The organism is Enterococcus mundtii (genome assembly GCF_003957375.1).
Classification (GTDB): domain Bacteria; phylum Bacillota; class Bacilli; order Lactobacillales; family Enterococcaceae; genus Enterococcus_B; species Enterococcus_B spodopteracolus.
Window position 1 is genome coordinate 88228 of sequence record NZ_CP025473.1, and the last position, 24727, is coordinate 112954.

Consider the following 24727-nt stretch of genomic DNA (forward strand, 5'->3'; position numbering starts at 1 on the left):
CCTCAACACACGTTCTCACATTTATTAGGAGGGAAAGCAATGAACCTCATTTTAATGGGGCTGCCAGGTGCAGGTAAAGGAACACAAGCTGAAAAAATCATTGACGCTTATGGGATTCCTCACATCTCAACAGGAGATATGTTTCGTGCAGCTATCAAAAATGAAACAGCTCTTGGCCTGGAAGCAAAGTCTTATATGGATAAAGGTGCATTAGTTCCTGATGAAGTAACAAATGGAATCGTAAAAGAGCGTTTAGCAGAACCCGATACAGAGAAAGGCTTCTTATTAGATGGCTTTCCTCGTACAATCGAGCAAGCAGAAGCTCTAGATGCAATGTTAAAAGATTTAAATAAACAAATTGATGCTGTCATCGATATCCACGTGGGTGAAGAAGTCTTGGTTGAGCGTTTAGCAGGCCGCTTCATTTGCCGTAACTGTGGAGCAACTTACCATAAAATTTTCAACCCTACAAAAGTTGAAGACACATGTGATCGTTGTGGTGGGCATGAATTCTATCAAAGAGAAGATGATAAACCTGAGACGGTTAAAAATCGTCTGGCTATCAACATCAAAAATAGTGAACCAATCTTGGCTTATTATAAAGAACAAGGTTTGCTACACACTATCGATGGTGATCGTGAAATCGATGCTGTATTTACTGATGTCCAAAAAATCATTGAAAAATAGCACGATTGCCCGTAGCCGACTTGCATTAAGCAGTTACTCTTGTCAAGTTCAATAAATTATGATAGAATATGTCAGTCCGACTTCTAGAGAATCCTCTAGATGATCCATTTTGAGAATTTTGAGGTGGGAACTGCAGTTTCCGCCATTTTATCGTGTGAAAATGCGAAACAAGTACAAGGAGGTACTGTGCGTGGCAAAAGAAGATATGATTGAAGTCGAAGGTACAGTCGTCGAAACTTTGCCGAATGCAATGTTTAAAGTTGAACTAGAAAACGGACACCAAGTTCTTGCTACTGTTTCAGGTAAAATTCGTATGCACTACATTCGTATTCTACCTGGTGACAAAGTGACGGTTGAATTGTCTCCATATGATTTAAACCGTGGCCGTATTACTTATCGCTTTAAATAATTGTACTCCGTAAAACTACAGGAGGTATTATCATGAAAGTAAGACCATCAGTAAAACCAATGTGTGAACATTGTAAAGTAATTCGTCGTAAAGGACGCGTTATGGTGATTTGCCCAGCAAATCCAAAACATAAACAACGTCAAGGATAAATGGAGGTGCACTAAATATGGCTCGTATTGCAGGAGTAGATATTCCTCGTGATAAACGTGTAGTAGTTTCACTTACTTATATCTATGGTATTGGTAACACTACTGCGAAACAAATCTTAGCTAATGCTGGCGTATCTGAAGATGTTCGCGTTCGTGAATTAACGAATGAACAAACAGATGCTATCCGTGCAGAAGTAGATAAATTAAAAGTTGAAGGGGATCTTCGTCGTGAAGTGAACTTAAACATCAAACGCTTGATGGAAATCGGTTCTTACCGTGGAATCCGTCACCGTCGTGGATTGCCTGTTCGTGGACAAAACACGAAAAACAATGCACGCACTCGTAAAGGCCCAGCTCGCGCTATCGCTGGCAAGAAAAAATAATTCTTAAGTGAAGGAGGTTAAATCTTCATGGTAGCAAAAAAAGTGAATCGTAAACGCCGTGTGAAAAAGAATATAGAAGCTGGGATTGCACATATCCACTCTACATTCAACAACACAATCATCATGATCACTGATACTCACGGAAATGCTTTAGCGTGGTCATCAGCTGGTTCATTAGGCTTCAAAGGAAGCAAAAAATCAACTCCTTTTGCCGCTCAAATGGCAGCAGAAACAGCTACAAAAGCAGCAATGGAACACGGATTAAAAACTGTTGAAGTAACAGTTAAGGGACCTGGTTCTGGACGTGAAGCAGCAATTCGTTCATTACAAGCAACAGGTTTAGAAGTGACTGCAATTCGTGACGTGACTCCAGTTCCTCATAATGGTGCCCGCCCTCCAAAACGCCGTCGTGTTTAATGAGTGCCTCTCATTTTGAGTTCTATTAGTAACGTCATTGAACAAGACACTTTTCGTTTTGAAAGGGGTAAAGATAAGAATGATTGAGTTCGAAAAACCAAGAATCGCAAAAATTGATGAAGAAAAAGATTATGGCAAGTTCATCGTTGAACCTCTTGAAAGAGGGTATGGGACTACTTTAGGGAATTCCCTACGTCGTATTTTATTATCTTCTTTGCCAGGTGCTGCCATCACTAATATTCAAATCGATGGTGTACTGCATGAATTCTCTACCATCAAAGGTGTTAGAGAAGACGTCACTCAAATCATCTTGAACATTAAAGGTTTAGCACTGAAAATGTATGGTCAAGAAGAAAAAACCCTTGAAATCGATATTACCGGACCTGCTACAGTAACTGCTGGCGATATTATCGTTGATAGTGAGGTAGAAATTCTTAACAAAGATATGTACATCTGCAGTGTATCTGAAGGTGCTACGTTCCATGCTCGCCTAACGGTGAAACCAGGACGTGGTTATGTTCAAGCAGATGAAAACAAAAAAGAAGACATGCCAATTGGTGTTCTTCCCGTCGATTCAATCTACACGCCTGTACGTCGTGTCAACTACCAAGTAGAAAACACACGTGTTGGACATCGTGAAGATTTTGATAAATTGACAATGGAGATCTGGACAGATGGTTCAATCGAACCATTGGAAGCAATGAGTTTATCTGCAAAAATCATGACTGAACATTTAGACATCTTTGTCAACCTAACTGATGAAGCGAAAAACGCTGAAATCATGGTCGAAAAAGAAGAAACACAAAAAGAAAAAATGTTAGAAATGACGATTGAAGAATTAGACTTATCTGTTCGCTCTTATAATTGCTTAAAACGTGCAGGAATCAATACTGTACAAGAACTTACGAATAAATCTGAGCCAGAAATGATCAAAGTCCGTAACTTAGGACGTAAATCATTGGAAGAAGTTAAAGCAAAATTGCATGACTTAGGTTTAGGTTTACGTAAAGAAGATTAAACCTTTTACGAAGGAGGGAAACCAACGTGAGTTATCGTAAACTAGGACGCACATCTAGCCAACGTAAAGCGATGTTGCGTGATTTAACAACTGACTTATTAATTAATGAACGTATTGTGACTACAGAAGCTCGTGCGAAAGAAGTTCGCTCAACTGCTGAAAAAATGATCACTTTAGGCAAACGCGGAGACTTACATGCACGTCGTCAAGCTGCGGCTTTCGTACGTAATGAAGTTGCTAGCGTGCGTGAAGAAAATGAGGAAATCGTTATCGAATCAGCTTTACAAAAGTTATTCAACGATATTGCACCTCGTTATGCTGAACGTCAAGGTGGCTACACTCGTATCTTGAAGACAGAACCAAGACGCGGAGACGGAGCACCAATGGTTGTCTTAGAACTTGTCTAAAATCACACTAATAACATCACTTTATGGATGATTCTTTTAGAGTGTTATGATGTTGGAAGTTACTTATTCCGAGTCTAGCTCAGCGCTGCTCCCCAAGCGATTCGTTTGGGGAGTATGCACTCATCATAAAGTGTTTTTTTGTACCTTCAATTAACTGTCAAGACAGTCTTGAGGGTATAAAAAAACATTTTAAAAATTAGAAATGATTGAAAACTAAGCAGTTTTTTGATAGGGTTAATAGGAACTTTAGGATGAAGAGGGAGTACTTATGGAGCCGATTATTGAATTAGGAAAGATTAATTACAAATACCAACCAGAAGATTTACGACCAGCATTGAAAGATGTTTCTTTTACGATCAATAAAGGAGAATGGATCGCGATTATCGGGCACAATGGTTCTGGTAAATCAACGCTTGCAAAAACGATTAATGGCTTACTCCTTCCTGAGTCTGGGACGGTCAAGGTTGGTAATCAAATACTAAATGAAGAGAATATATGGATGATCCGCCAAAAAGTCGGCATGGTCTTTCAAAATCCGGACAATCAATTTGTTGGGTCAACAGTAGAGGATGATGTGGCCTTTGGTTTAGAGAATCAAGGCATTCCTCGAGAAGAAATGATCGTTCGAGTGAAAGATGCTCTTGGAAAAGTTCGAATGTCTGATTTTGCGACAAGAGAACCGGTTCGTCTTTCCGGTGGACAGAAACAACGTGTGGCGATTGCCGGTGTTGTAGCCCTCCGACCAGAAATCATCATCTTGGATGAAGCAACAAGTATGTTAGATCCTGAAGGTCGTGAAGAAGTCATCACAACGATCAAAGAAATCAAAGAGGAAAGTCAACTGACCGTTATTTCAATCACGCATGATATTGATGAAGCAGCCAATGCAAATCGTATTTTCGTGATGAAAGAAGGCGAACTAGTGAATGAAGGCACACCGAAGGAGATTTTCTCTGCCGGACCTGAACTAATCAATCTAGGGTTAGATTTGCCTTTTCCTGAAAAACTAAAAAGTGCCTTGAAAGAACGTGGCATTGATGTGCCTAAAGAATACATGACAGAAGAAAGGATGGTGGATTGGTTATGGACATCCGTTTTGAAAAAGTAAACTTTACGTACCAACCGAACACACCATTCGAGCAACGAGCTTTATTTGATATTGACTTGTTGATCAAAGAAAATAGCTACACTGCATTAGTGGGTCATACTGGAAGTGGGAAATCCACCTTACTTCAGCATTTGAATGCGTTGATCAAACCGACGGAAGGAACCGTCAAAATCGGCGATCGTCAGATCAAACCAGATACCGATAATAAAAATTTGAAACCGATTCGAAAAAAAGTCGGTATTGTTTTTCAATTTCCAGAGGCACAGTTGTTTGAAGAAACGGTCGCAAGAGATATTGCGTTTGGCCCAAAAAACTTTGGTGTAAGTGAGGAAGAGGCGACTCTACTAGCAAAGGAGACCTTAGAACAAGTCGGCTTAGATGAGACGTATTTAGAACGCTCGCCTTTCGAGCTGTCAGGTGGTCAAATGCGACGTGTAGCGATTGCCGGTGTTCTAGCTATGAAACCCGAAGTTCTCGTCTTAGATGAGCCGACAGCTGGGTTAGATCCACAAGGAAGAAAAGAAATGATGGATATGTTCTGGCGGTTGCATAAGGAACAGCAAATCACGATTGTTTTAGTCACCCATTTGATGGATGATGTGGCAAACTATGCCGATTTTGTTTATGTATTGGAGAAAGGTCGCATTGTTAAGTGTGGAGAACCAAAAGAAGTCTTCCAACACCTTGAATGGTTAAAAGAACGGCAGTTAGGCGTACCAACAGCCACTGAGTTTGCAGAGGAACTACGAGTAAAAGGCATTCATTTTAATGAATTGCCGATCACCGCAGACGCATTAGCGGACCAATTGGTCAAACTGGTGGGAGGTACTGCTCATGATGAATAAATTGATTTTTGGTCGTTATATGCCTGGCGACTCATTTATCCATCGGTTAGATCCACGTGCAAAGTTACTAGCAAGTTTCTATTTTATTGGCATTATCTTCTTAGCCAATAACTGGCAGACATATGCCTTATTAGCGGCGTTTACTTTATTTGCTGTTTTCTTGTCAAAAGTAGATATCAAATTCTTTATTCGAGGCATCCGTCCGTTGATCTGGTTGATCCTATTCACTGTAGGATTACAAGTACTGTTTACAAGTGGTGGAGAAACGTATTGGAGTTGGGGGATTTTCAATATCACTCAATTTGGTGTAATGAACGGGCTATTCATTTTTTGTCGGTTTGTTTTGATTATTTTTATGTCTACTTTATTGACACTGACAACGCCACCTTTAGAATTATCCGATGCGATCGAATATTTGTTACGACCATTGAAAGTTGTTCGCTTTCCAGTGCATGAAGTATCATTGATGCTTTCGATCGCTTTACGTTTTGTGCCGACATTGATGGACGAAACCGAAAAAATCATGAATGCACAGCGCGCACGTGGTGTTGACTTTGGCGAAGGAAGTCTAGTGCAAAAAATGAAAGCGGTGATTCCTTTACTGATTCCGCTATTTGTCAGCAGTTTCAATCGTGCGGAAGATCTGGCTACAGCGATGGAAGCAAGAGGCTACCAAGGTGGAGAAGGTCGGACAAAATACCGTATCCTTCACTGGCACTTACAAGACACTGTTGTTATGGTTGCTTTTGGGCTCATGACCATCCTACTAGTGTTTATCCGTAGCTAAACCTATCAAAGATGAATGAGAACAGGGGAAGATGAATGGTACGCTATAAAGCAATCATTGCCTATGATGGTACCCAGTTCAATGGTTTTCAGAAACAACCTAACGGACGAACGGTCCAAGAAGAACTGGAAAAAACCTTAAAAAAGATGGCAAATGGAAAAGAAATCACGATTTTCGGATCTGGACGGACAGATGCAGGGGTTCATGCAATCGGGCAAGTCATCCACTTTGATTATCCAGAAGAGCGACCTTTGGAACGTATGCGTTTTGGATTAGATACGCAGTCGCCAGAAGATATTGCAGTAAAAAGTGTGGAGATTGTGCCAGAAACTTTTCACGCACGCTATCTAGTGAAAGAAAAAACCTATCAATTCAAAGTAGATATCGGAAAACCACGTAGTCCCTTTCGTAGACACTATGCGAGCTATTTTCCTTATCCAATAGATGTAGCAAAGATTGAACGAGCATTGCCTGATTTACTTGGTACGCATGATTTCACTTCATTTTGTGCTTCTGGAAGTTCCGTTGAGGATAAAGTACGGACTATCTATGAAGCCAGCTTACAGGTCAATGAAGCAGGCGATGAGTTGACGTTTACATTTCGTGGTGATGGCTTCCTTTATAAAATGATCCGTATTTTAGTTGGTACGTTGTTAAAAATAGGCAACGATCGTTTACCAGAGGATTGTCTGCCGGAACTCATTGCAAAAAAAGACCGCAATGCAGCGGGTCCGACTGCTCATCCGGAAGGGTTATACCTATACGAAGTAAAATATGAATAGCATACAAGAAAAAAGCGTTTCGGCAATCACCGAAACGCTTTTTTTATCTTGTACGACGACGTTCACGTCTTGGACGGTGATCATCGCTTTCGTTTATAGGATCAATGACGCCGCGAAACGACTGACGTCTACGAAGGTACCATAGATACAAGATAAAAAAGGAAATACATCCAATAAAGAGAAGTAATCCAGGAATGAATCCTTTTGGCATGTAGCTAAAAGTAATCGTATGTTCACCTTCAGGAACTTCCACCATCAAAAAGGCATCTTGGAATTTCTTCACAGGGACTTTTTCGCCATCGATTTTAGCAGTCCAACCACCATCATAAGGGATAGTCGTGACTACCATCGTTTTTTCAGTCGCATGAACGGTTCCTGTAGCTGTTCGACCGGTAGTAGTCATCTCTACGCTATTATTTCTGATCTGGTTGATTGCGGCTTGATATGCCACGACATCAAGTCCGACCACTTGAGGTTCCATAAAGCTAACTTCTTTGGTCCCATAGAAGCTTGCAGTGAAGGTAACCGTTGTGTCTTGCGGATAATATCCTAAATCATAATATTGACCAGTAATGTTAATTTGAGATTTTCTAGATACACCATTGACAGTAATAGTTGCTGTAGAGCTTTCTAATTGTGCGAAATTCGTTGGAAACAGGCTGAGATATGCTTGGGTATTCGCAGGTACTTGGACTTCCCAAGTCAATTCTTTTGGTTGATTATTCGCTGTTTCACTATAAGTGACCCCATTTGTCGTTGTTGTGATCTTCGTGTTCTGTTGACTTTTTAGGGTTGGTTTGTAAAACGTAAAGAATGATTGATTCAACCCAGAAAGAGCATTCATCAAATTTGTTTGACTGGTTAGATTATCACCTATCGGCTGTTCGATCTTATTGATCGTCAAAGGTGCTTTAAAGGCTAATGGCACAGCATTACTATTTTCGTACAAAGTATAGTTGTCCGTTTGTTCGACGGATTGGAAGCCGTATTTATTAAAACTACTGTCGTTTTTAGCAATATTGTATTTGATTCCCGTAAATCCATCCATCAACAAGGTATTATTATTGTAGCGAATGTTCAAATTTGTTCCTCTAGAACGGAATCCTAAAGTATCCAAGTAAGAGGAAGAGTTTCGATTTCTGATTGAGGAGAACATACTGATTCCACTATAACCATAATTGATCGAATCATTCGGTGAAACAGGATCAAGGTTTTCTAATCGATAAAACGTATCGGAATCCTTTTTCGAGGCATCAACTAACGTTTTGATCTCAGGATAAGGTTCGGTATACAAACTTCTTGAGGCATAATTCCAATCATCGAGAATGCCATGTATCATACTGTTAGTATTGACTGCGGCTTCTGCTGTCATCAATAGTAACAGAAGAATACTCAAACGTTTCAGATCAAATGGGTGTTGTTGGAATAAACCAATCGTCAATGCGTAGAGTGCTAAAAAGACTAATGTCAAAACAAAGGATGTGAGCGTGACATACGTGTAACTGCCATCTGGTTTGATTCCCCAAGCTGTAGCAAAAGCAGCCGCTAGTACAATAATGACGCCTAGCAATCGTTTATGATCCTTCTCCTGTAACTGTTCCCAACTATGGGCTGCTAACAAGAGTACGAGAAACGAAAAGAGATAGGCATAACGGAATAAGAACATATTTGGTGCGTGCATCCCATGCCAGAATAAATTCAAAGGGACGAAATAGAAGCTAGCAATCAAGATCGTGAATAGCCCACCGAACAACAATTTATTTTTCAAGGGGAATTTGCGACTGACAAAATACAAGAGGCATAATGCTAAAGGAAACAATCCAGCATAGATAAACGGGATCGATCCATATTTCGTCGTGTCATAAACTCCCACCATGTTTTTCATCAATAAATCTAAATAAGAAGTTGCTTCCGTCTTCAATGAAGTGATCTGCGTCAACGCTTCGCCATTGGCACGTAGATCGAGAATGGCAGGCAGGATGATCACCATCGATGCACCTCCTGCTAATAAAGAGGTGATCCCATAAGGTAAAATCGTTCCTTTGTACCTCCGCCAATTCGTCAGTAGTCGTGTAACAAAGTATAAAAAGGAGAAAAGCCCGACCATGAAGCCCATATAAAAACTGGATAAGAACAAAAGCAAGTAACTAACAAACAATAAAATAGGTTTCTTTTGATCCATCACACGATGGATGCCTAAAATGATCAGAGGAAGATAGATAAAGGTGTCTAACCACATGATGATCTCTGAATGGGCAGTGATAAATGAAATCGACGCATAACTGATACTTAATGCGACTTGCCCCCAATGAGGAATACGATAGGTACGTGCTAGAAACCAGAAGGATAAACCTGCTGAACCAACTTTTAGTAAGGTGATGAGATACAAGGCATCTGGCATCAATTGATTCGGGAACAATAAAACGAGTGGTGTGAAAAGTCCACCTAAATAATAAGAAATCAATGATAGATAATTTAAACCAAGTGAGGCATTCCACGTGTAAAAAATGCTTTGTTTCCCTAACAACATATTACGGAAGCTTGCATGAAAGTTTGAAAATTGTGAGAAAGCATCACTAGCCAAGATGCTCCGATCACTTCCTGGATAAATACCGATACTTAAATAAACCAATAAAAGAATCAGCAAAGGGATAAAAAAGCTAGCAGCTGCATAGCGGCCGTTTTCTTTTAAGAATTTTTTCAATGTTTTTTTCATTACAATTCAGTCACCAAATTTCTATTTGAAGTTATAATTAGTTTATCACATTCATGATTTTACTTGCTGAAAATACAACCAAATTCATAAAAAAATTACATTTGGAATTAAATAACATTCGTGAGTTAAAATTACATTTACATCAAGAAAATAGCACAAAATAAGAAAACACTTTATACTTTAAAATAAAGTGTTGACAGGCGTTTGCAAATACGTTATGTTTTATTTGTAACAATTATAAAAAAACATATACTTATCACTATCTGAGAGGTAGTGGCACATAAAAGAAGACTTAAAACAATTATCTGGGTGATTGATTGTTTTAAGCCTTTTTTATTTTTTCTTCTTAAGTTTCATGTAGTTGAGGAAATGTCTCACATTTGATAATGATTTGCAAAAAATAAAAACCGTTCATTTTGTTGAACGGTTCAAATCATTTTATTCAATTATACGCGTTCAACTTTTCCTGATTTCAACGCACGAGTTGACACCCAAACTTTTTTAGGTTTGCCGTCAATCAATACGCGAACTTTTTGTAAGTTAGGTTTAACTGTACGTTTTGTTGAGTTCATCGCATGTGAACGGTTGTTTCCACTTTTTGTCTTGCGACCTGTAAAGTAACAAACTTTTGCCATGTAAATTTCCTCCTTTGCCTTGATTTGGAGCAATAGTAACTTCAGCTCATACCAGAATAACATATCATATGGCGTAGGAATTTGCAAGCATATTTTCATAGAATTGATTGACATTTTCAGTGATTAATTGTAACGTGAACAAAGTCTTTTCCTAATTTTTTTCAATGGTTTTTGAGTACTTTAAGGGAACAACCTTTTATTTCGGTTGACGCTATGATAAAATGTGATAGTAGAAAAATGGGAATATTTTACCCGTTAAGGAGGCTCATTCATGGCTGTAAAAATTCAAACGTCAGCTGGAACCATTGAAATTACCAATGATGTCATCGCAACAGTTGTTGGTGGTGCCGCAACAGATGTATTTGGTGTTGTAGGAATGGCTAGCAAGAATCAAATCAAAGATAATATCACTGAAATTTTACGTAAAGAAAATTACTCAAGAGGAGTAGTTGTCCGCCAAGAAGCTAATGGGATCGCAGTAGATGTTTATACAATCATTAGTTATGGCACAAAAATTTCAGAAGTTTCTCGTAATGTCCAAGAAAAAGTGAAATATAACTTGGAGACTTTACTAGGTGTTACAGCCAATTCAGTAAATGTCTTCGTGCAAGGTGTTCGTGTACTGCCAGACTAGGCAGGAGACTTGCTGACTGTTCAGCAGTCGATCTGAAGGAGGATTATCTAGGTGAGTGTAACAGAAATTAGTGCAAGCCAATTCCAGGAAATGGTTCAGTCCGGTGCGAATCGGCTACAAAAAAATGCAGAATACGTCAATTCCCTAAATGTATTCCCGGTTCCCGATGGAGATACCGGTACCAATATGAATTTATCAATGACAAGTGGTGCAAAAGCCGTTGTCGATTCTACCTCTGAAAAGGTAGGAGAATTAGCAGCGCTGTTATCTAAAGGTTTATTGATGGGGGCAAGAGGAAACTCTGGGGTTATTTTATCTCAGTTGTTCCGTGGTTTTTCAAAACAAATCCCTGATGTGACTGTTTTGACAGCAATAGATTTAGCTGCAGCTTTTACTCATGGGGTCGAAACAGCTTATAAAGCAGTAATGAAACCTGTCGAAGGAACGATCCTGACAGTCGCAAGAGAAGCTGCCAAAGCTGGTGAGAAAAAAGCAAAATCAACAGATGATGTGATCGAAGTCATGACTGCGGTCGTTAAAGGTGGAAAACGTGCGTTAGCAAAAACACCTGATTTGTTGCCTGTATTAAAAGAAGTAGGCGTTGTAGATAGTGGCGGTCAAGGACTATTATTCGTATACGAAGGTTTTTTAACTGCGTTGAATGGTGAATACCAAGCAGACGAGGTCTATGAACCATCTCCTGCTCAAATGGACGATATGGTAAATGCAGAGCATCATCGTAGTGTGCAAGGTCAGTTAGCAACTGAGGATATCCATTATGGTTACTGTACAGAAATCATGGTGAAGATCGGTGAAGGTCCAACTGTAGATAGTACATTTGATTATGAAGAGTTTCGTAACTATCTAGATGGCCTTGGGGATTCCCTGTTAGTGGTCAATGACGATGAAATCATCAAAGTACACGTTCATACAGAAAACCCTGGGGAAGTCATGAATTACGGACAGAAATTTGGTTCCTTAGTGAAAGTCAAAGTGGACAACATGCGTTTGCAACACGAAACGATCTTAGAACATGATCAAGCCCCTTCAGCGCCGGTTGCACAAACGAAGCCTCGTGTACCTTACGGGATCGTTGCCATCGCAGCCGGGAAAGGTGTGCAAGAGTTATTTGAAAGTCTAGGAGCAAACTACGTGATCAGTGGTGGACAGACGATGAATCCAAGTACGGAAGATATCGTGAAAGCGATCAATGAAGTGAATGCAGATAAAGTCATCATCTTACCGAATAACAAAAATATCTTTATGGCAGCTGATCAAGCGGCTGAAGTGGCTGAACTTCCAGTTGCTGTTGTTCCATCAAAAACAGTTTCTCAAGGATTAACAGCGATGTTGTCCTTCAATGAACAAGCAACGTTAGAAGAAAATAAAGAAACGATGACAGATGTGCTTTCAAGTGTTGTCAGTGGTCAAGTGACACATGCGATCCGCGACACGATGATTGACGGAGTGAAAATCACAGAAGGTGATTTCTTAGGGATGATCGATGGGAAAATCGTGATCTCTAATCCAGATATCTTAGCGACATCACTTGCTACATTAGAGCAAATGATCAACGAGGATACTGAGATCGTCACGATATTAACCGGAGAAGACGGGTCTGCAGAACAAGCACAAGCATTTGCGGATCAACTGAGCGACAAATATCCTGAGTTAGAAATCGAGATCCATCAAGGAGATCAACCTGTCTATCCTTATTTATTTTCTGCTGAATAATACAGCCTGAAGCCAATAGATAAAGCAGAAAATCATTTGAAAGGATCTTCGGTCAACGATTCGCGAATCGTTGACCAAGTTCCTTTTTTTGTTAAAGGAGGGAAATCTTATGCGTTCGTTAGCAGATCCAGTCACAGTGTTGGCAGGTGTTGGTCAAAAAAGAGCGGATAGCTTGGCTAGCCTAGGCATCCATACAATCGAAGACTTGTTAACTTACTATCCTTTTCGTTATGAAGATATCCAAGAAAGAAATCTAAACGAAATCCAAGACCAAGAAAAAGTTACATTAAAAGGGTTAGTTGTCTCGCCGCCAGTAATGAGTCGTTTTGGCTACAAAAAAAGCCGTCTGCAGTTTCGAATGATGCAAGAACATGAAGTATTCAATGTTTCTTTCTTCAATCAGCCCTATTTAAAAGATAAAGTCATTTTATCTGAAGAAATCGCAGTTTATGGGAAATGGGATGCGAAACGTAAAGCACTAAATGGGATGAAGATCCTTGGTTCGCAAAGTCCAGATGATTTCTCTCCGATCTATCATGTCAACAAATCCATTCGCCAAACGACATTGGTCGATCTGATCCGTCGAGGGTTTAGTGAGTATGGTGATTTGATTGAAGAAAACTTACCACTATCTTTAATTGAAAAATACCGTTTGCTTGATCGTCCAACTGCTGTAAGAAGTATGCATTTTCCGCAAAATCATGAGGAAAATCATCAAGCCAAACGACGGATGGTTTTTGAAGAATTCTTTTTTTTCCAGATGCAGTTACAAGGACTGAAAAAAGCCGAAAAGTCTGAAAAGAATGGCTTAGAGATCCTTTATGATGTTGAAAGATTAAAACAATTTACGAAAAAATTGCCGTTTGAATTAACGATGGCACAAAAACGTGTCACTAATGAAATTTGCCGTGATCTCCGTAATCCACATCATATGCAGCGTTTGTTGCAAGGGGATGTGGGAAGTGGGAAGACCGTTGTTGCTGCGATTGCTTTATATGCGACAGTGACTGCTGGCTTTCAAGGAGCGTTGATGGTCCCAACAGAAATATTGGCGCAACAACATATGGAAAGTTTATCCCAACTATTTGACCCAAATGAAGTGACTGTTGCGTTATTGACCGGATCAACGAAAGCAAAAGAACGTCGCGAGCGATTAGAACGGTTAGAAAATGGGGAGATCGATATCGTCGTGGGAACACATGCACTGATTCAAGAGGGTGTAGCCTTCCAAAATCTAGGTTTAGTGATCACCGATGAACAACATCGTTTTGGAGTGAACCAACGAAAAGTATTGCGTGAGAAGGGTTGGCGTCCGGATGTGTTGTTCATGACGGCCACCCCTATCCCTCGAACCTTAGCAATTACAGCATACGGCGAAATGGATGTATCTGTGATCGATGAGCTTCCCGCTGGACGGATTCCGATCGAAACAAGATGGGTCCGAACACCTCAATTAGATAGCGTGCTAGAATGGACCTATAAAGAATTGCGCAGAGGGCATCAAATGTATGTGATTTGTCCATTGATCGAGGAGTCCGAAGCTTTAGATGTGAAAAATGCAGTGGAAATTTACGAAAAACTTCGTGAGTTATTTGCACCAGAATATGAAGTTGGCTTATTGCATGGTAAAATGAAGAATCAAGAAAAAGATCAAATCATGGAAACATTCAAAGAAAATCAACTCCAGATTTTAGTGTCAACTACAGTGATCGAGGTCGGTGTCAATGTGCCGAATGCAACGGTCATGCTGATCATGGATGCGGATCGTTTTGGCTTAGCGCAACTGCATCAGTTGCGTGGGCGTGTCGGTCGAGGAAGTGAGGCTTCTTATTGTATCCTCGTGGCAAATCCGAAAAATGAACTGGGTGTCGAACGAATGAAAATCATGACAGAAACCACAAATGGCTTTATCTTGAGTGAAAAGGATTTAGAATTACGAGGTCCTGGAGAAGTATTTGGCTTCCGTCAATCCGGGTTGCCAGAATTTGCGATCGCAGATCTAGTAACAGATGGGAATGTCTTAGAGGTTGCCCGTGAAGAAGCTGCGGCAATCTGGCAAATCAAAGACTGGCAGTTATTACCTGAATATCAACCATTAACAGCCAAGTTGCAATTAGGCGAACAAGATAATCGTTATTTTGATTAACAGATTATCAACACTTTCAAAATGATGACAAGGAGTGGAAATAATAATGAGAATTGCAGTAGATGCAATGGGCGGAGATCACGCACCACAAGCCATTGTGGAAGGAATCGCTCTAGCACAAAAAGATTTCCCTGAGTTGGAATTTGTTCTTTACGGTAAAGAATCAGAGATCAAGAAATATTTGGCAGACGAAACAAATATCACGATCGTCCACACTGACGAAAAAATCAATAGTGATGATGAGCCAGTTAAAGCGATCCGTCGCAAGAAAACTGCTTCAATGGTTTTAGCTGCACAGGCAGTTAAAAATGGGGAAGCAGATGCTATTTTTTCAGCAGGAAATACAGGAGCCTTGCTAGCAGCTGGCTTGTTTATTGTTGGACGCATAAAAAACATCGAACGCCCTGGACTAATGTCCACATTGCCAGTTATTGGCAAAGAAGGCGAAGGGTTTGATATGCTAGACTTAGGTGCAAATGCAGAAAACAAACCAGAGCATCTTTTACAATATGGTATTTTGGGGTCATTTTATGCGAGAAAAGTTCGTGGTATCGGACGACCTCGCGTAGCATTGCTCAACAATGGGACGGAAGAGACTAAGGGAAGCGAATTAACAAAACAAGCATTTGAACTCTTGCAAAATGAAACAAGCTTGAACTTCATTGGCAATGTGGAAGCGCGTGACTTACTAAATGGTGTGGCAGACGTCGTAGTAACCGATGGCTTTACCGGAAATGCAGTGTTGAAATCCATTGAAGGCACAGCGATGAATATGATGACCTTATTGAAATCTGCCATCTTGAATGAAGGCATCAAAGGTAAAATGGGGGCATTACTGCTAAAAGATGGTTTGCGCTCTTTGAAATCTGAAATGGACTATTCTAAACATGGAGGAGCTGTTTTATTTGGATTGAAAGCACCAGTTATCAAAACGCATGGTGCAACTGGACCAGATGCAGTTCGCTACACGATCCGTCAAATCCATACGATGCTTGAAACCAATGTTGTAGGACAACTGGTGGAACAATTTGAGAAAAAAGAGGACTAAATTTTCTACGAATTGACAAGCTGATGGAGAAAAAAGGGTGGACATTCCAAAAAATTGTCAGTAAAATTAGCTATGGTGAAGAAAACGTAGTAGTTCTAAGAATTGTGGGGGTGAAAAAATTGACGCGCGAAGAAGTATTTAATAAGGTAGCTAAAATCATTTCAAATCACTTTGAAATGGATACAGACAAAGTGACAGATGAATTGAACATTAAAGATGATCTGAAAGCTGATTCAATTAGTATCATGGAATTTGTTCTTGAACTGGAAGATGAGTTTGGTACAGAGATCTCTGATGAAGATGCTGAACAAATCGAAACAGTCGGCGGTGCCGTGGATTATATCAGCAAACACTTGAAATAAATTGAATAAATACACATCAACTGATGAATGAATTGGCGAAAGCCAATTTCAACTCAAGCCAAGAAGCCAGAAATAGTTTAGCTATTTCATGGTTTCTTGGCTTTTTCAATCATAGTTATTTAAATAAAAAGAGTTTTTTTAAAGAGAAGAATTATGTCACAACATTCGATAGAAAGAGGTAGTTACACAACATTTCTATTTCGTATATACTGTATAATTATGCTTTTTTAAAATGGGACACCTCTTAGGTTAAAACTGTTTTTCATATAAAAAGTGATTTTTGCAGATTTTTATAATGATTCTTAATTTATAAAAATAGTAGGATAAAGAGAAGGTTAGCCACATACCTCATTTTTTTTTAATCTTCTTTAGGAGCTGACATAGCTACGTAAGATTTTTCAGACAATTCTGGCAACAGTGTGAAATAATCTTGCAATATAAAACGGTTTTCTATATAATTATTAATAATTAATTACACACTCCTTAGAATGCTACTTATTTAATTTTTTTTTGCTAAGTTGTTATTCAGTGTAGGATTATTTTTTTTATTAAAAACTTCCATCGAGGGAGCAGAGAGGGGTATTCGATTGTCAGATAACCAATTATTAGATGTTCAGAACCTACACACAGGCTTCCGTCTAAAAGATGAATACTACGATGCAGTAGACGACGTTTCTTTTACTTTAGATAAAAACGAGATCTTAGCCATCGTTGGTGAGTCTGGTTGCGGGAAAAGTACGTTAGCTACAACGATTATGGGATTATTAGATCCTAACAATACAAAGATCACAGGGGAAATCATGTACAATGATTTAAATTTGATTGAATTAAATGAAACATTGTATAACAAGATCCGCGGAAATGATATTGGGATGATTTTTCAAGATCCATTATCTGCACTAAACCCTTTGATGAGAATTGAAGACCAAATCAAAGAAGGTTTGTCTTACCATACAAAAATGACTGCTGAGCAAAGACAAGCACGTGCATTAGAATTACTAGAACAAGTAGGGATTCCGAATCCTGCACGAGTTGGACGTCAGTATCCTCATGAGTTGTCAGGTGGGATGAGACAGCGGGTGATCATCGCGATTGCGATTGCATGTAAGCCACCGATCATTATCGCGGATGAACCAACGACTGCCTTGGACGTAACGATTCAAGCACAGATTCTTGACTTACTGAAAGATTTACAAGAAGAAACTAAAACTGGGATCATCTTGATCACACATGATTTAGGTGTCGTAGCTGAAATGGCGGATCGTGTTGCTGTGATGTATGGGGGACAATTTGTTGAAGTTGCAGGAGTCAAAGAGTTATTTGAAAATCCAAAACACCCATATACACGATCATTGCTAAATTCAATTCCACAAGAAGGAAATCACGAGGCAGAGTTACATGTGATTGAAGGTGTAGTCCCTTCATTAAAAAATATGCCACGAACAGGTTGCCGATTTGCGCCACGGATTCCTTGGATCCCAGCGAGCGCTCACGAAGAAAATCCAGTCTTACATGAAATCGCACCGAATCATATGGTACGTTGCTCATGTTATAAACATTTCCACTTTAGAGACGAAAAAGGAGAGGTGTAGATGTCAGAATTAATTACAATCAAAGATTTGAAAGTTCACTATCCTATTCGCAGTGGGTTTTTCAACCGAGTGACAGACCATGTCTATGCAGTAGACGGTGTCGATTTTATTATTGAAAAAGGAAAAACATACGGATTAGTTGGAGAATCAGGTTCTGGGAAATCCACAACCGGAAAAGCGGTTGTCGGTCTAGAAAAAGTGACTTCTGGCCAAATCATGTATGAAGGAAAAGACGTCACGAAAAGAAGTAACCGAAAAAAAATCGGCTACAACAAAGACGTCCAAATGATCTTTCAAGATTCAATGTCTAGTTTGAATCCTAAAAAACGAGTATTGGACATTATCGCTGAGCCGATCCGTAACTTTGAACGCTTGAGCGATCAGGAAGAAAAGAAAAAAGTCAAAGGCTTATTGGACATCGTTGGGATGCCAGAAGATGCGTTATACAAATATCCTCATGAATTTTCTGGTGGACAAAGACAGCGTTTAGGCGTTGCCCGAGCAGTAGCAACGAATCCTAAATTGATTGTTGCTGATGAACCTGTATCTGCCCTAGACTTATCTGTTCAGGCACAAGTATTGAACTTTATGAAACGCATCCAACAAGAATTTGGCTTGAGCTATTTATTCATCTCTCATGACTTGGGTGTCGTAAAACACATGTGTGACAACATCGCGATCATGTATAAAGGTCGATTTGTTGAAATCGGTACACGAGAAGATATCTATAATGATCCGCGCCACATCTACACAAAACGCTTACTATCTGCGATTCCACGCATCGATGTAGACAATCGGGAAATACAAAAACAAAACCGACGAAATGTTGAACGTGAGTATATCGAACATCAAAAAGATTACTACGATACAGCAGGTCGAGTGTATGATTTACGTACACTAACCACTACACACAAAGTAGCGTTGAAAGATGGAGGTGCTAGCTAATGTGGAAAACGATTCTACGAAGAGTTCTTTTGATGATCCCACAAGTGATCATTCTTAGTGTGTTGATCTTTATGCTAGCGCAAGCCATGCCTGGAGATCCGTTTACAGGATTGATCAACCCAAACCAAGATCCAGCTGTGATCGAGCAGATGCGTCAGGCAGCGGGCTTGAATGATCCTTGGTATGAACAATATTTCCGCTGGGTCGGAAATGCCTTACAAGGTGATTTTGGACAAAGTTTCTTATATAAGCGTTCGGTTTCCTCTTTGATTGGGGAACGAATCGTCAATACTTTATATTTATCTATTTTAACTGTTATTATTACGTACTTGATTGCTGTACCACTAGGTATGTTAGCTGGTCGATACCAAAATTCGATTTTGGACAAAGCTGTTGTTATTTATAACTTCTTCAGTTTTGCTGTTCCATTATTCATTTTCGGATTGATCATGTTGTTTGTTTTTGGCTATCGTTTAGGTTGGTTCCCAACAAGTGGTTCTCAGACTTTAGGTTTCCAGGGAGGATTTTTCGCTCAATGGATGGATCGATTGCAATACATTTTATTACCATCGATCACACAGGCCTTTTTAGCCACAGCAGTAACGATCCAGTATTTACGAAGTGAAGTCATTGATTCGAAATCCTTAGACTTTGTACGTACAGCTCGTTCCAAAGGGGTGCCGACAAACAAAGTATTCAGTCGTCACATTTTCCGTAATGCAGCATTGCCGATGGCATCTCAAATGGGGTATGAAATTACTTCATTGATTGCTGGTTCTGTCGTTATCGAAAAAATCTTTGGTTATCCTGGTGTCGGAAAATTGTTTATTGACTCAATCGGTCAACGTGATTATACCGTAATCACAGCCTTAGTCTTGATTTTAGGAATCGCAACGCTCGTCGGAACACTGCTGTCAGATATTATCATGAGCATTGTTGATCCGCGTATACGAATCCAATAAAAAAATCAAACAGAAGGGAGAATCGATCATGAGTGATAAAAACAAAGAAGTTGCGCAAGAAAGTATCCCACCGATGGGTATACGAATGATTGCACGAGAATTCAAAAAAGATAAAGTAGCCATTTTTTCACTGGCTTTGTTAGTTGTTTTATTATTAGTTATTTTTATCGGGGCGATCTTTATTGATCAAGATAAAGTAATGTTTGTTAGTATTTTTGATAAGTATGCTGAACCTGGCGCCATCTCTTCTCAAGGATCAAAATTCCTTTTAGGAGCAGATGAAGGTGGACGTGATGTCTTCGGTCAATTGATTATCGGAGCAAGAAACTCTGTGATGATCGGTTTTGCGATTACGATCATTACGTCGATCATCGGAGTAGGGCTTGGAATTCTTTCAGGGTTTTATGGTGGGATCATTGATAACGTATTGATGCGTATTGTTGATTTTATTATGATTTTACCGATCATGTTGATCATTATCGTGTTTGTTTCGATCATTTCGCGCTATAACGTTTGGTCATTTATTTTTATCATGAGTGCATTTTATTGGGTAGCTAAAGCCCGATTATTCAGAAGTAAGACGTTATCAGAAGCTAGACGTGATTATGTCAGTGCTTCAAAAACGATGGGAACAAGTGATTTCAAAATCATGTTCCGTGAAATCATGCCAAACCTTAGTTCATTGATCATCACCAACTTAACAATGAACTTTGCGGCAAATATTGGGATCGAGACCACTTTGACTTTCTTAGGCTTTGGATTGCCAGCTAATGTACCTAGTTTAGGAACATTGATCGGTTATGCAAGTAATGGTGAAGTTTTAGTGAATCGACAATGGATTTGGTTACCCGCGTCAATTCTAATTTTAGTGTTGATGTTGAGTATAAACTACGTTGGACAAGCATTTAAGCGTTCTGCAGATGCGCGACAACGTTTAGGATAAGAGAAGTGAAGGGGGAAAATAGGATATGAAGAAAACGATTTTTGGATTTGTCACACTGCTATCTGTGGGAGCATTAGCAGCGTGTGGAAATGGCGGCGGAACTAGCTCGTCAGGTAATAATTCAGCAGATAATGGGGATAAAAGTGAATTGACTTTCCCATTAGCTACAACGAATAATGATGAAGCAATCGAAGATGGACAGTTAGATGTGGCAGTAGCAACAGACAGTCAGTTTAAAGGATTGTTCCAATGGGAATTTTATCAAGATGCCTTTGATGCAGCATTTATGGCGCCTTCACATGAACCATTGTTTTCAAATGATGATAACTTCACGATCACAAACGATGGTGCAGCCTCATTAGAATTAGATGAAGATGCAAAAACAGCAACAATCACACTTAAAGACAACGTAAAATGGTCTGATGGTGTCGATGTCACAGCAGATGATGTTATTTTCCCTTATGAAATCATCGGAAACTCTGAATACACTGGTATCCGTTACGATGATACATTCCGTAATATCGTTGGTATGGAAGAATATAACAGCGGTAGTGCAGATACGATTTCTGGAATTACAAAAGTAGATGACAAAACTGTTAAAATCGAATATAAAGAAATGAACCCAAGCATGCTTCAAGCAGGTGGTGGAATTTGGACATATGCAGCACCAAAACACACACTTGAAGGAATTGCTATCAAAGACATGGAATCAAGTGACCAAGTTCGTAAGAATCCTGTGACATTTGGTCCTTACTATATGAGTAACATCGTTGCTGGTGAATCAGTAGAGTTCTTACCAAATGAATACTACTGGAATGGTACACCACAATTGAAAAAAATCACAATGAAATCATTACCAACAGCAAGTGCAACAGAAGCATTAAATTCAAAATTATATGACATGATTTTCCAAATGCCAACAGATACGTATGACACATACAAAGATATCGCTGGTTATACGAATCTAGGACGTCAGCAAACTTCATACACTTACTTAGGTTTCAAACTAGGTAAATGGAATGCTGAAAGTGGAAGTGTTGAATATGATCCAAACTCAAAAATGGCTGACAAAGCATTACGTCAAGCAATGGGTTACGCGTTAGACAACACTGCAGTAGGCGAACGTTTCTATGCTGGTTTAAGAAGCAATGCGACTTCATTGATTCCACCAGTATTTGAATCATTCCACGATGCAGATCTAAAAGGCTTCACACAAGATCTTGATAAAGCCAATAAATTATTGGATGATGCAGGATATAAAGATGTTGATGGCGATGGTATCCGTGAAGACAAAGATGGTAACAAGTTGACAATCAACTTTGCGTCAATGGCAGGTGGCGAAACAGCACAACCATTAGCAGATTACTACGTACAACAATGGAAAGAGATTGGTTTAGATGTTCAATATACAACAGGTCGTCTGATCGAATTCAACTCATTCTATGATCGTTTGGAAAATGATGATCCAGAAATCGATATCTACCAAGCAGCTTGGAGCACAGGAACAGATCCAAACCCAAGTGGACTATGGGGTGCAAATGCAGCGTTCAACTACACTCGTTTTGAGTCAGAAGAAAACACAAAATTGATCAATGATATCAATTCAAGTGCAGCATTTGATGCAGATTACCAAAAAGAAGCTTACAAAAAATGGCAAGAATACGCATTTGAAGAAGCTTTTGCTATTCCAACATTGTTCCGTAACGAAGTATTACCAGTAAACGACCGCGTCAAAGATTGGAACTGGGCATATGATGCTGTCAATCCATGGGCTGTTGTATCTGTAACTTCCGATTCACGTTCATAATCAACAAATGATAAAACCGAATCAGTTCGAGATAGGATTCTCCTATTCTCGGCTGGCTCGGTTTTTTTAATAAGTGTAGGTCTGTGAAAGTTTTGTCACCATCAATCATTAATACATAACAAATAAACTATGGGTGTTTTTTAATTAGGAAAAACAAGGAAACATTTGTTTTTTGATAATGAAAAAAATATATAATAGATATGAGAATAAATGAAATAGGAGAGAGGGGAGGGTGCGTTTCATATATATACTTACTTTATCGACATTTTGAAATGCTAAATCAAAAATAAAACATACAAAGGAGAATTTTATGAAAAACAAAAAATTAGTTATTAGTGTTATGGAACTTTTGCTGGTATAGGAGTATTTGTCTCAATCGATCAAGTAAGTGCGTCAGAAATGAATGAACCTTTGATTATATCAAACTATGCAAATATATTTGATATGGATATTGTGCAAGAACAAGCAGTAATGATTCAGCAGAAAATCACAATGGCTACATTTTATGGTGGAGTAACCGGTGTTCCTGGATTTGGTACAGTATGGGGAGAATTTACGCCATCTAGTAGAAGAGTCACAGTTCAGGCGAAGGGAACAAAAACTGTTAATGTCACAGGAGGACCTAGAGTAGAAGTAAGAGCAGAAGCTCCACGTGCATTTACGGGAAATACCTCTGGATGGTGGTGGGCATAGAGATTTAAGAACCTAAGACAAATTTTTTATACAGTATTACCCGAGCTATATAGAGATTACTGCTACGGTCAGGTTGTTACTAGAAGTCAACAATCTCTTCAGTGATATCTCAAATACAGTTCGGGTATTTAAATATTTGAAAACATATTTTAGGTCCTTTTTTTCTTTCATTATGAAAAAATCTATCGAGGGTTATTTATAGTTACAGTGTTAAGTTTCCTTTGTATCAGTCTGTCGTTGGGGATTTGGAATTTGATGGCTCGATAACTATTGAGATGCTAAGGCTGCTTGGATATGAAGAAGAGGCAGAAAACTTTTTGGATATTGAAAGAACAATCTTGGGCGATCATACATAAATTAGTTTGTCGATTTAACAAGATGCATTAATCAGATCAGATATACTTTAACACCTATAAAATCTGATGTTGTTACTTATTTTTTTAGATTACATAGAAATGAAAAAGAGCAAGATTTGTTCAGTGCTTATATTGTAATGAAAGTACTCCTATTAAAATATTTGGACATTGTTTAAATATACGTGTGCTAAATTATACTGACTGAATAATCGCTGATTCCAACTACAATTAATATAACTTTAAAAAGGCATTTTCTGTTTTTTGGAAAGTGCTTTTTTTGTTCTTTGATAAGTAATGAGCTGGATTTAGGAATATTACAAGGTTTAGTATACTTTTATGAAAAAGAATCTTCAACATGGTTTATAAAGCTTTTCATACCTTTTGTCTCAACCATTTCATATTTTATAAAAAACCAGTATAATAAGGAAGTATTGAAAAAATAGCCATAAAGGAATGTGGGAAATGGACAATCAGCTAACAAAAGAATTGAAAGAAAAGTATAGCATCGTTTTTCACGATTTAAACTTACTTGAACAAGCTTTTACCCATTCATCCTATGTGAATGAGCATCGCAATTTGCAATTGTCAGACAACGAACGTCTTGAGTTTTTAGGAGATGCTGTATTAGAGTTGATGGTTTCAGAATATCTGTATCGTTTGTATCCAGATATTCCGGAAGGAAAATTGACCAAAACTCGTGCAGCTATCGTACGTGAAGATAGTTTATCCAAATTTGCCAAGGAATGTCATTTTGATCAGTATATCCTGTTAGGAAAAGGTGAGGAGAACTCTGGTGGACGCACACGTCCAGCACTTCTTTGTGATTTGTTTGAAGCTTTTTTAGGAGCATTGTACCTTGATCAAGGATTTGACGCAGCACATGCGTTTATTGAAATGGTGATTTTTCCAAAGGTACGTGCCGGTGCTTTTTCCCATGAGATGGATCATAAAACAAGATTACAAGAAGTATTGCAAAAAGCAGGAGACGTGTTGATCGAATATCGTTTGATCAATGAAGAAGGTCCAGCACACGAACGTATTTTTTGGATCGAAGTATACGTTGATGATCGGTTGATTGGAACTGGACAAGGAAAATCGAAAAAACTAGCAGAACAAGCTGCTGCTGAGAATGCTTTAGCAGCACTAAGTAAGTGAGGGAAAG

Annotated in this window: 25 protein-coding genes; 23 read left to right on the forward strand and 2 right to left on the reverse strand. The window is 39.0% G+C overall.

Annotation, left to right across the window (positions count from 1 at the left end):
* Positions 1-39: 39 nt before the first annotated feature.
* From CYK55_RS00795 to truA, 11 genes are all read left to right on the forward strand, one after another.
* Complete coding sequence (locus CYK55_RS00795) at positions 40-687, forward strand: adenylate kinase (RefSeq protein WP_010734452.1); 648 nt, start codon at positions 40-42, stop codon at positions 685-687.
* A gap of 190 nt (positions 688-877) precedes the next feature.
* Positions 878-1096 (forward strand): translation initiation factor IF-1, encoded by a 219-nt coding sequence (infA, locus tag CYK55_RS00800; RefSeq protein ID WP_002288695.1) that lies wholly within the window; start codon positions 878-880, stop codon positions 1094-1096.
* A gap of 32 nt (positions 1097-1128) precedes the next feature.
* Positions 1129-1245: a 50S ribosomal protein L36 gene (rpmJ, locus tag CYK55_RS00805; RefSeq protein ID WP_002288710.1), complete on the forward strand. Its 117-nt coding sequence runs from the start codon at positions 1129-1131 to the stop codon at positions 1243-1245.
* Between the two features lie 17 nt (positions 1246-1262).
* Positions 1263-1628 (forward strand): 30S ribosomal protein S13, encoded by a 366-nt coding sequence (gene rpsM / locus CYK55_RS00810; protein ID WP_010734451.1) that lies wholly within the window; start codon positions 1263-1265, stop codon positions 1626-1628.
* 27 nt (positions 1629-1655) lie between these two features.
* On the forward strand, positions 1656-2045 hold the full coding sequence (rpsK, locus tag CYK55_RS00815; protein ID WP_010734450.1) for a 30S ribosomal protein S11: 390 nt from the start codon (positions 1656-1658) through the stop codon (positions 2043-2045).
* Between the two features lie 79 nt (positions 2046-2124).
* Positions 2125-3063: a DNA-directed RNA polymerase subunit alpha gene (locus tag CYK55_RS00820; protein ID WP_005880735.1), complete on the forward strand. Its 939-nt coding sequence runs from the start codon at positions 2125-2127 to the stop codon at positions 3061-3063.
* 26 nt (positions 3064-3089) lie between these two features.
* Positions 3090-3470, forward strand: coding sequence for a 50S ribosomal protein L17 (gene rplQ / locus CYK55_RS00825; RefSeq protein ID WP_010734449.1), 381 nt, complete (start codon positions 3090-3092; stop codon positions 3468-3470).
* Between the two features lie 268 nt (positions 3471-3738).
* A complete protein-coding gene (locus CYK55_RS00830; protein WP_034689402.1) occupies positions 3739-4578 on the forward strand; it encodes an energy-coupling factor ABC transporter ATP-binding protein in 840 nt (279 codons plus the stop codon).
* Positions 4554-5423 (forward strand): energy-coupling factor ABC transporter ATP-binding protein, encoded by an 870-nt coding sequence (locus tag CYK55_RS00835; RefSeq protein WP_034689401.1) that lies wholly within the window; start codon positions 4554-4556, stop codon positions 5421-5423. The genes CYK55_RS00830 and CYK55_RS00835 overlap by 25 nt, the downstream gene beginning before the upstream one ends.
* The gene (locus CYK55_RS00840) at positions 5413-6210 is read left to right on the forward strand and encodes an energy-coupling factor transporter transmembrane component T family protein (protein ID WP_034689400.1); all 798 of its coding nucleotides are present in this window, start codon (positions 5413-5415) and stop codon (positions 6208-6210) included. The genes CYK55_RS00835 and CYK55_RS00840 overlap by 11 nt, the downstream gene beginning before the upstream one ends.
* 35 nt (positions 6211-6245) lie before the next feature.
* Complete coding sequence (gene truA / locus CYK55_RS00845; RefSeq protein WP_126133807.1) at positions 6246-6992, forward strand: tRNA pseudouridine(38-40) synthase TruA; 747 nt, start codon at positions 6246-6248, stop codon at positions 6990-6992.
* A 43-nt stretch (positions 6993-7035) separates the two neighbouring features.
* Here the strand turns inward: truA and CYK55_RS00850 are convergent, their stop codons facing one another.
* Both CYK55_RS00850 and rpmB read right to left on the reverse strand, forming a co-directional pair.
* A complete protein-coding gene (locus tag CYK55_RS00850) occupies positions 7036-9708 on the reverse strand; it encodes a YfhO family protein (RefSeq protein ID WP_034689398.1) in 2673 nt (890 codons plus the stop codon).
* A 446-nt stretch (positions 9709-10154) separates the two neighbouring features.
* Positions 10155-10343, reverse strand: a complete 189-nt coding sequence (gene rpmB, locus CYK55_RS00855) for a 50S ribosomal protein L28 (RefSeq protein WP_010734442.1) — start codon at positions 10341-10343, stop codon at positions 10155-10157.
* Positions 10344-10614: 271 nt separating this feature from the next.
* Here rpmB and CYK55_RS00865 point away from each other — a divergent pair, with 271 nt between their 5' ends.
* The 12 genes from CYK55_RS00865 (at position 10615) to rnc (ending at position 24720) form a co-directional block, all read left to right on the forward strand.
* Positions 10615-10977: an Asp23/Gls24 family envelope stress response protein gene (locus CYK55_RS00865; RefSeq protein WP_010720424.1), complete on the forward strand. Its 363-nt coding sequence runs from the start codon at positions 10615-10617 to the stop codon at positions 10975-10977.
* Between the two features lie 51 nt (positions 10978-11028).
* Positions 11029-12711 (forward strand): DAK2 domain-containing protein, encoded by a 1683-nt coding sequence (locus CYK55_RS00870; protein ID WP_034689397.1) that lies wholly within the window; start codon positions 11029-11031, stop codon positions 12709-12711.
* A gap of 109 nt (positions 12712-12820) precedes the next feature.
* Complete coding sequence (gene recG, locus CYK55_RS00875) at positions 12821-14857, forward strand: ATP-dependent DNA helicase RecG (RefSeq protein ID WP_126133808.1); 2037 nt, start codon at positions 12821-12823, stop codon at positions 14855-14857.
* 46 nt (positions 14858-14903) lie between these two features.
* Positions 14904-15905, forward strand: coding sequence for a phosphate acyltransferase PlsX (gene plsX / locus CYK55_RS00880; RefSeq protein ID WP_034689393.1), 1002 nt, complete (start codon positions 14904-14906; stop codon positions 15903-15905).
* A 119-nt stretch (positions 15906-16024) separates the two neighbouring features.
* The gene (gene acpP / locus CYK55_RS00885; RefSeq protein WP_023518907.1) at positions 16025-16267 is read left to right on the forward strand and encodes an acyl carrier protein; all 243 of its coding nucleotides are present in this window, start codon (positions 16025-16027) and stop codon (positions 16265-16267) included.
* A gap of 587 nt (positions 16268-16854) precedes the next feature.
* Positions 16855-17859: an ABC transporter ATP-binding protein gene (locus tag CYK55_RS00890; protein WP_034689391.1), complete on the forward strand. Its 1005-nt coding sequence runs from the start codon at positions 16855-16857 to the stop codon at positions 17857-17859.
* Positions 17860-18804: an ABC transporter ATP-binding protein gene (locus tag CYK55_RS00895; protein WP_010734436.1), complete on the forward strand. Its 945-nt coding sequence runs from the start codon at positions 17860-17862 to the stop codon at positions 18802-18804. It begins immediately after the preceding gene.
* Positions 18804-19766: an oligopeptide ABC transporter permease gene (opp4B, locus tag CYK55_RS00900; RefSeq protein WP_010734435.1), complete on the forward strand. Its 963-nt coding sequence runs from the start codon at positions 18804-18806 to the stop codon at positions 19764-19766. The genes CYK55_RS00895 and opp4B overlap by 1 nt, the downstream gene beginning before the upstream one ends.
* Positions 19767-19794: 28 nt before the next feature.
* Positions 19795-20709: an ABC transporter permease gene (locus CYK55_RS00905; protein WP_010734434.1), complete on the forward strand. Its 915-nt coding sequence runs from the start codon at positions 19795-19797 to the stop codon at positions 20707-20709.
* A gap of 25 nt (positions 20710-20734) precedes the next feature.
* A complete protein-coding gene (locus tag CYK55_RS00910; RefSeq protein WP_034689389.1) occupies positions 20735-22516 on the forward strand; it encodes an oligopeptide ABC transporter substrate-binding protein in 1782 nt (593 codons plus the stop codon).
* 492 nt (positions 22517-23008) lie between these two features.
* Positions 23009-23209, forward strand: coding sequence for a hypothetical protein (locus CYK55_RS13650; RefSeq protein ID WP_241234781.1), 201 nt, complete (start codon positions 23009-23011; stop codon positions 23207-23209).
* Positions 23210-24027: 818 nt separating this feature from the next.
* Positions 24028-24720, forward strand: coding sequence for a ribonuclease III (rnc, locus tag CYK55_RS00920; protein WP_034689388.1), 693 nt, complete (start codon positions 24028-24030; stop codon positions 24718-24720).
* Positions 24721-24727: the final 7 nt, after the last annotated feature.

Bases quoted from the DNA above. Each gene is read 5' to 3' on its own strand.
- CYK55_RS00795 (WP_010734452.1), top strand. From the start codon at position 40: ATGAACCTCATTTTAATGGGGCTGCCAGGTGCAGGTAAAGGAACACAA.
- rpmJ (WP_002288710.1), top strand. From the start codon at position 1,129: ATGAAAGTAAGACCATCAGTAAAACCAATGTGTGAACATTGTAAAGTA.
- rpsM (WP_010734451.1), top strand. From the start codon at position 1,263: ATGGCTCGTATTGCAGGAGTAGATATTCCTCGTGATAAACGTGTAGTA.
- rpsK (WP_010734450.1), top strand. From the start codon at position 1,656: ATGGTAGCAAAAAAAGTGAATCGTAAACGCCGTGTGAAAAAGAATATA.
- CYK55_RS00820 (WP_005880735.1), top strand. From the start codon at position 2,125: ATGATTGAGTTCGAAAAACCAAGAATCGCAAAAATTGATGAAGAAAAA.
- CYK55_RS00830 (WP_034689402.1), top strand. From the start codon at position 3,739: ATGGAGCCGATTATTGAATTAGGAAAGATTAATTACAAATACCAACCA.
- CYK55_RS00835 (WP_034689401.1), top strand. From the start codon at position 4,554: ATGGACATCCGTTTTGAAAAAGTAAACTTTACGTACCAACCGAACACA.
- CYK55_RS00840 (WP_034689400.1), top strand. From the start codon at position 5,413: ATGATGAATAAATTGATTTTTGGTCGTTATATGCCTGGCGACTCATTT.
- truA (WP_126133807.1), top strand. From the start codon at position 6,246: ATGGTACGCTATAAAGCAATCATTGCCTATGATGGTACCCAGTTCAAT.
- CYK55_RS00850 (WP_034689398.1), bottom strand. From the start codon at position 9,708: ATGAAAAAAACATTGAAAAAATTCTTAAAAGAAAACGGCCGCTATGCA.
- rpmB (WP_010734442.1), bottom strand. From the start codon at position 10,343: ATGGCAAAAGTTTGTTACTTTACAGGTCGCAAGACAAAAAGTGGAAAC.
- CYK55_RS00865 (WP_010720424.1), top strand. From the start codon at position 10,615: ATGGCTGTAAAAATTCAAACGTCAGCTGGAACCATTGAAATTACCAAT.
- recG (WP_126133808.1), top strand. From the start codon at position 12,821: ATGCGTTCGTTAGCAGATCCAGTCACAGTGTTGGCAGGTGTTGGTCAA.
- plsX (WP_034689393.1), top strand. From the start codon at position 14,904: ATGAGAATTGCAGTAGATGCAATGGGCGGAGATCACGCACCACAAGCC.
- CYK55_RS00895 (WP_010734436.1), top strand. From the start codon at position 17,860: ATGTCAGAATTAATTACAATCAAAGATTTGAAAGTTCACTATCCTATT.
- opp4B (WP_010734435.1), top strand. From the start codon at position 18,804: ATGTGGAAAACGATTCTACGAAGAGTTCTTTTGATGATCCCACAAGTG.
- CYK55_RS00905 (WP_010734434.1), top strand. From the start codon at position 19,795: ATGAGTGATAAAAACAAAGAAGTTGCGCAAGAAAGTATCCCACCGATG.
- CYK55_RS00910 (WP_034689389.1), top strand. From the start codon at position 20,735: ATGAAGAAAACGATTTTTGGATTTGTCACACTGCTATCTGTGGGAGCA.
- CYK55_RS13650 (WP_241234781.1), top strand. From the start codon at position 23,009: ATGGCTACATTTTATGGTGGAGTAACCGGTGTTCCTGGATTTGGTACA.
- rnc (WP_034689388.1), top strand. From the start codon at position 24,028: ATGGACAATCAGCTAACAAAAGAATTGAAAGAAAAGTATAGCATCGTT.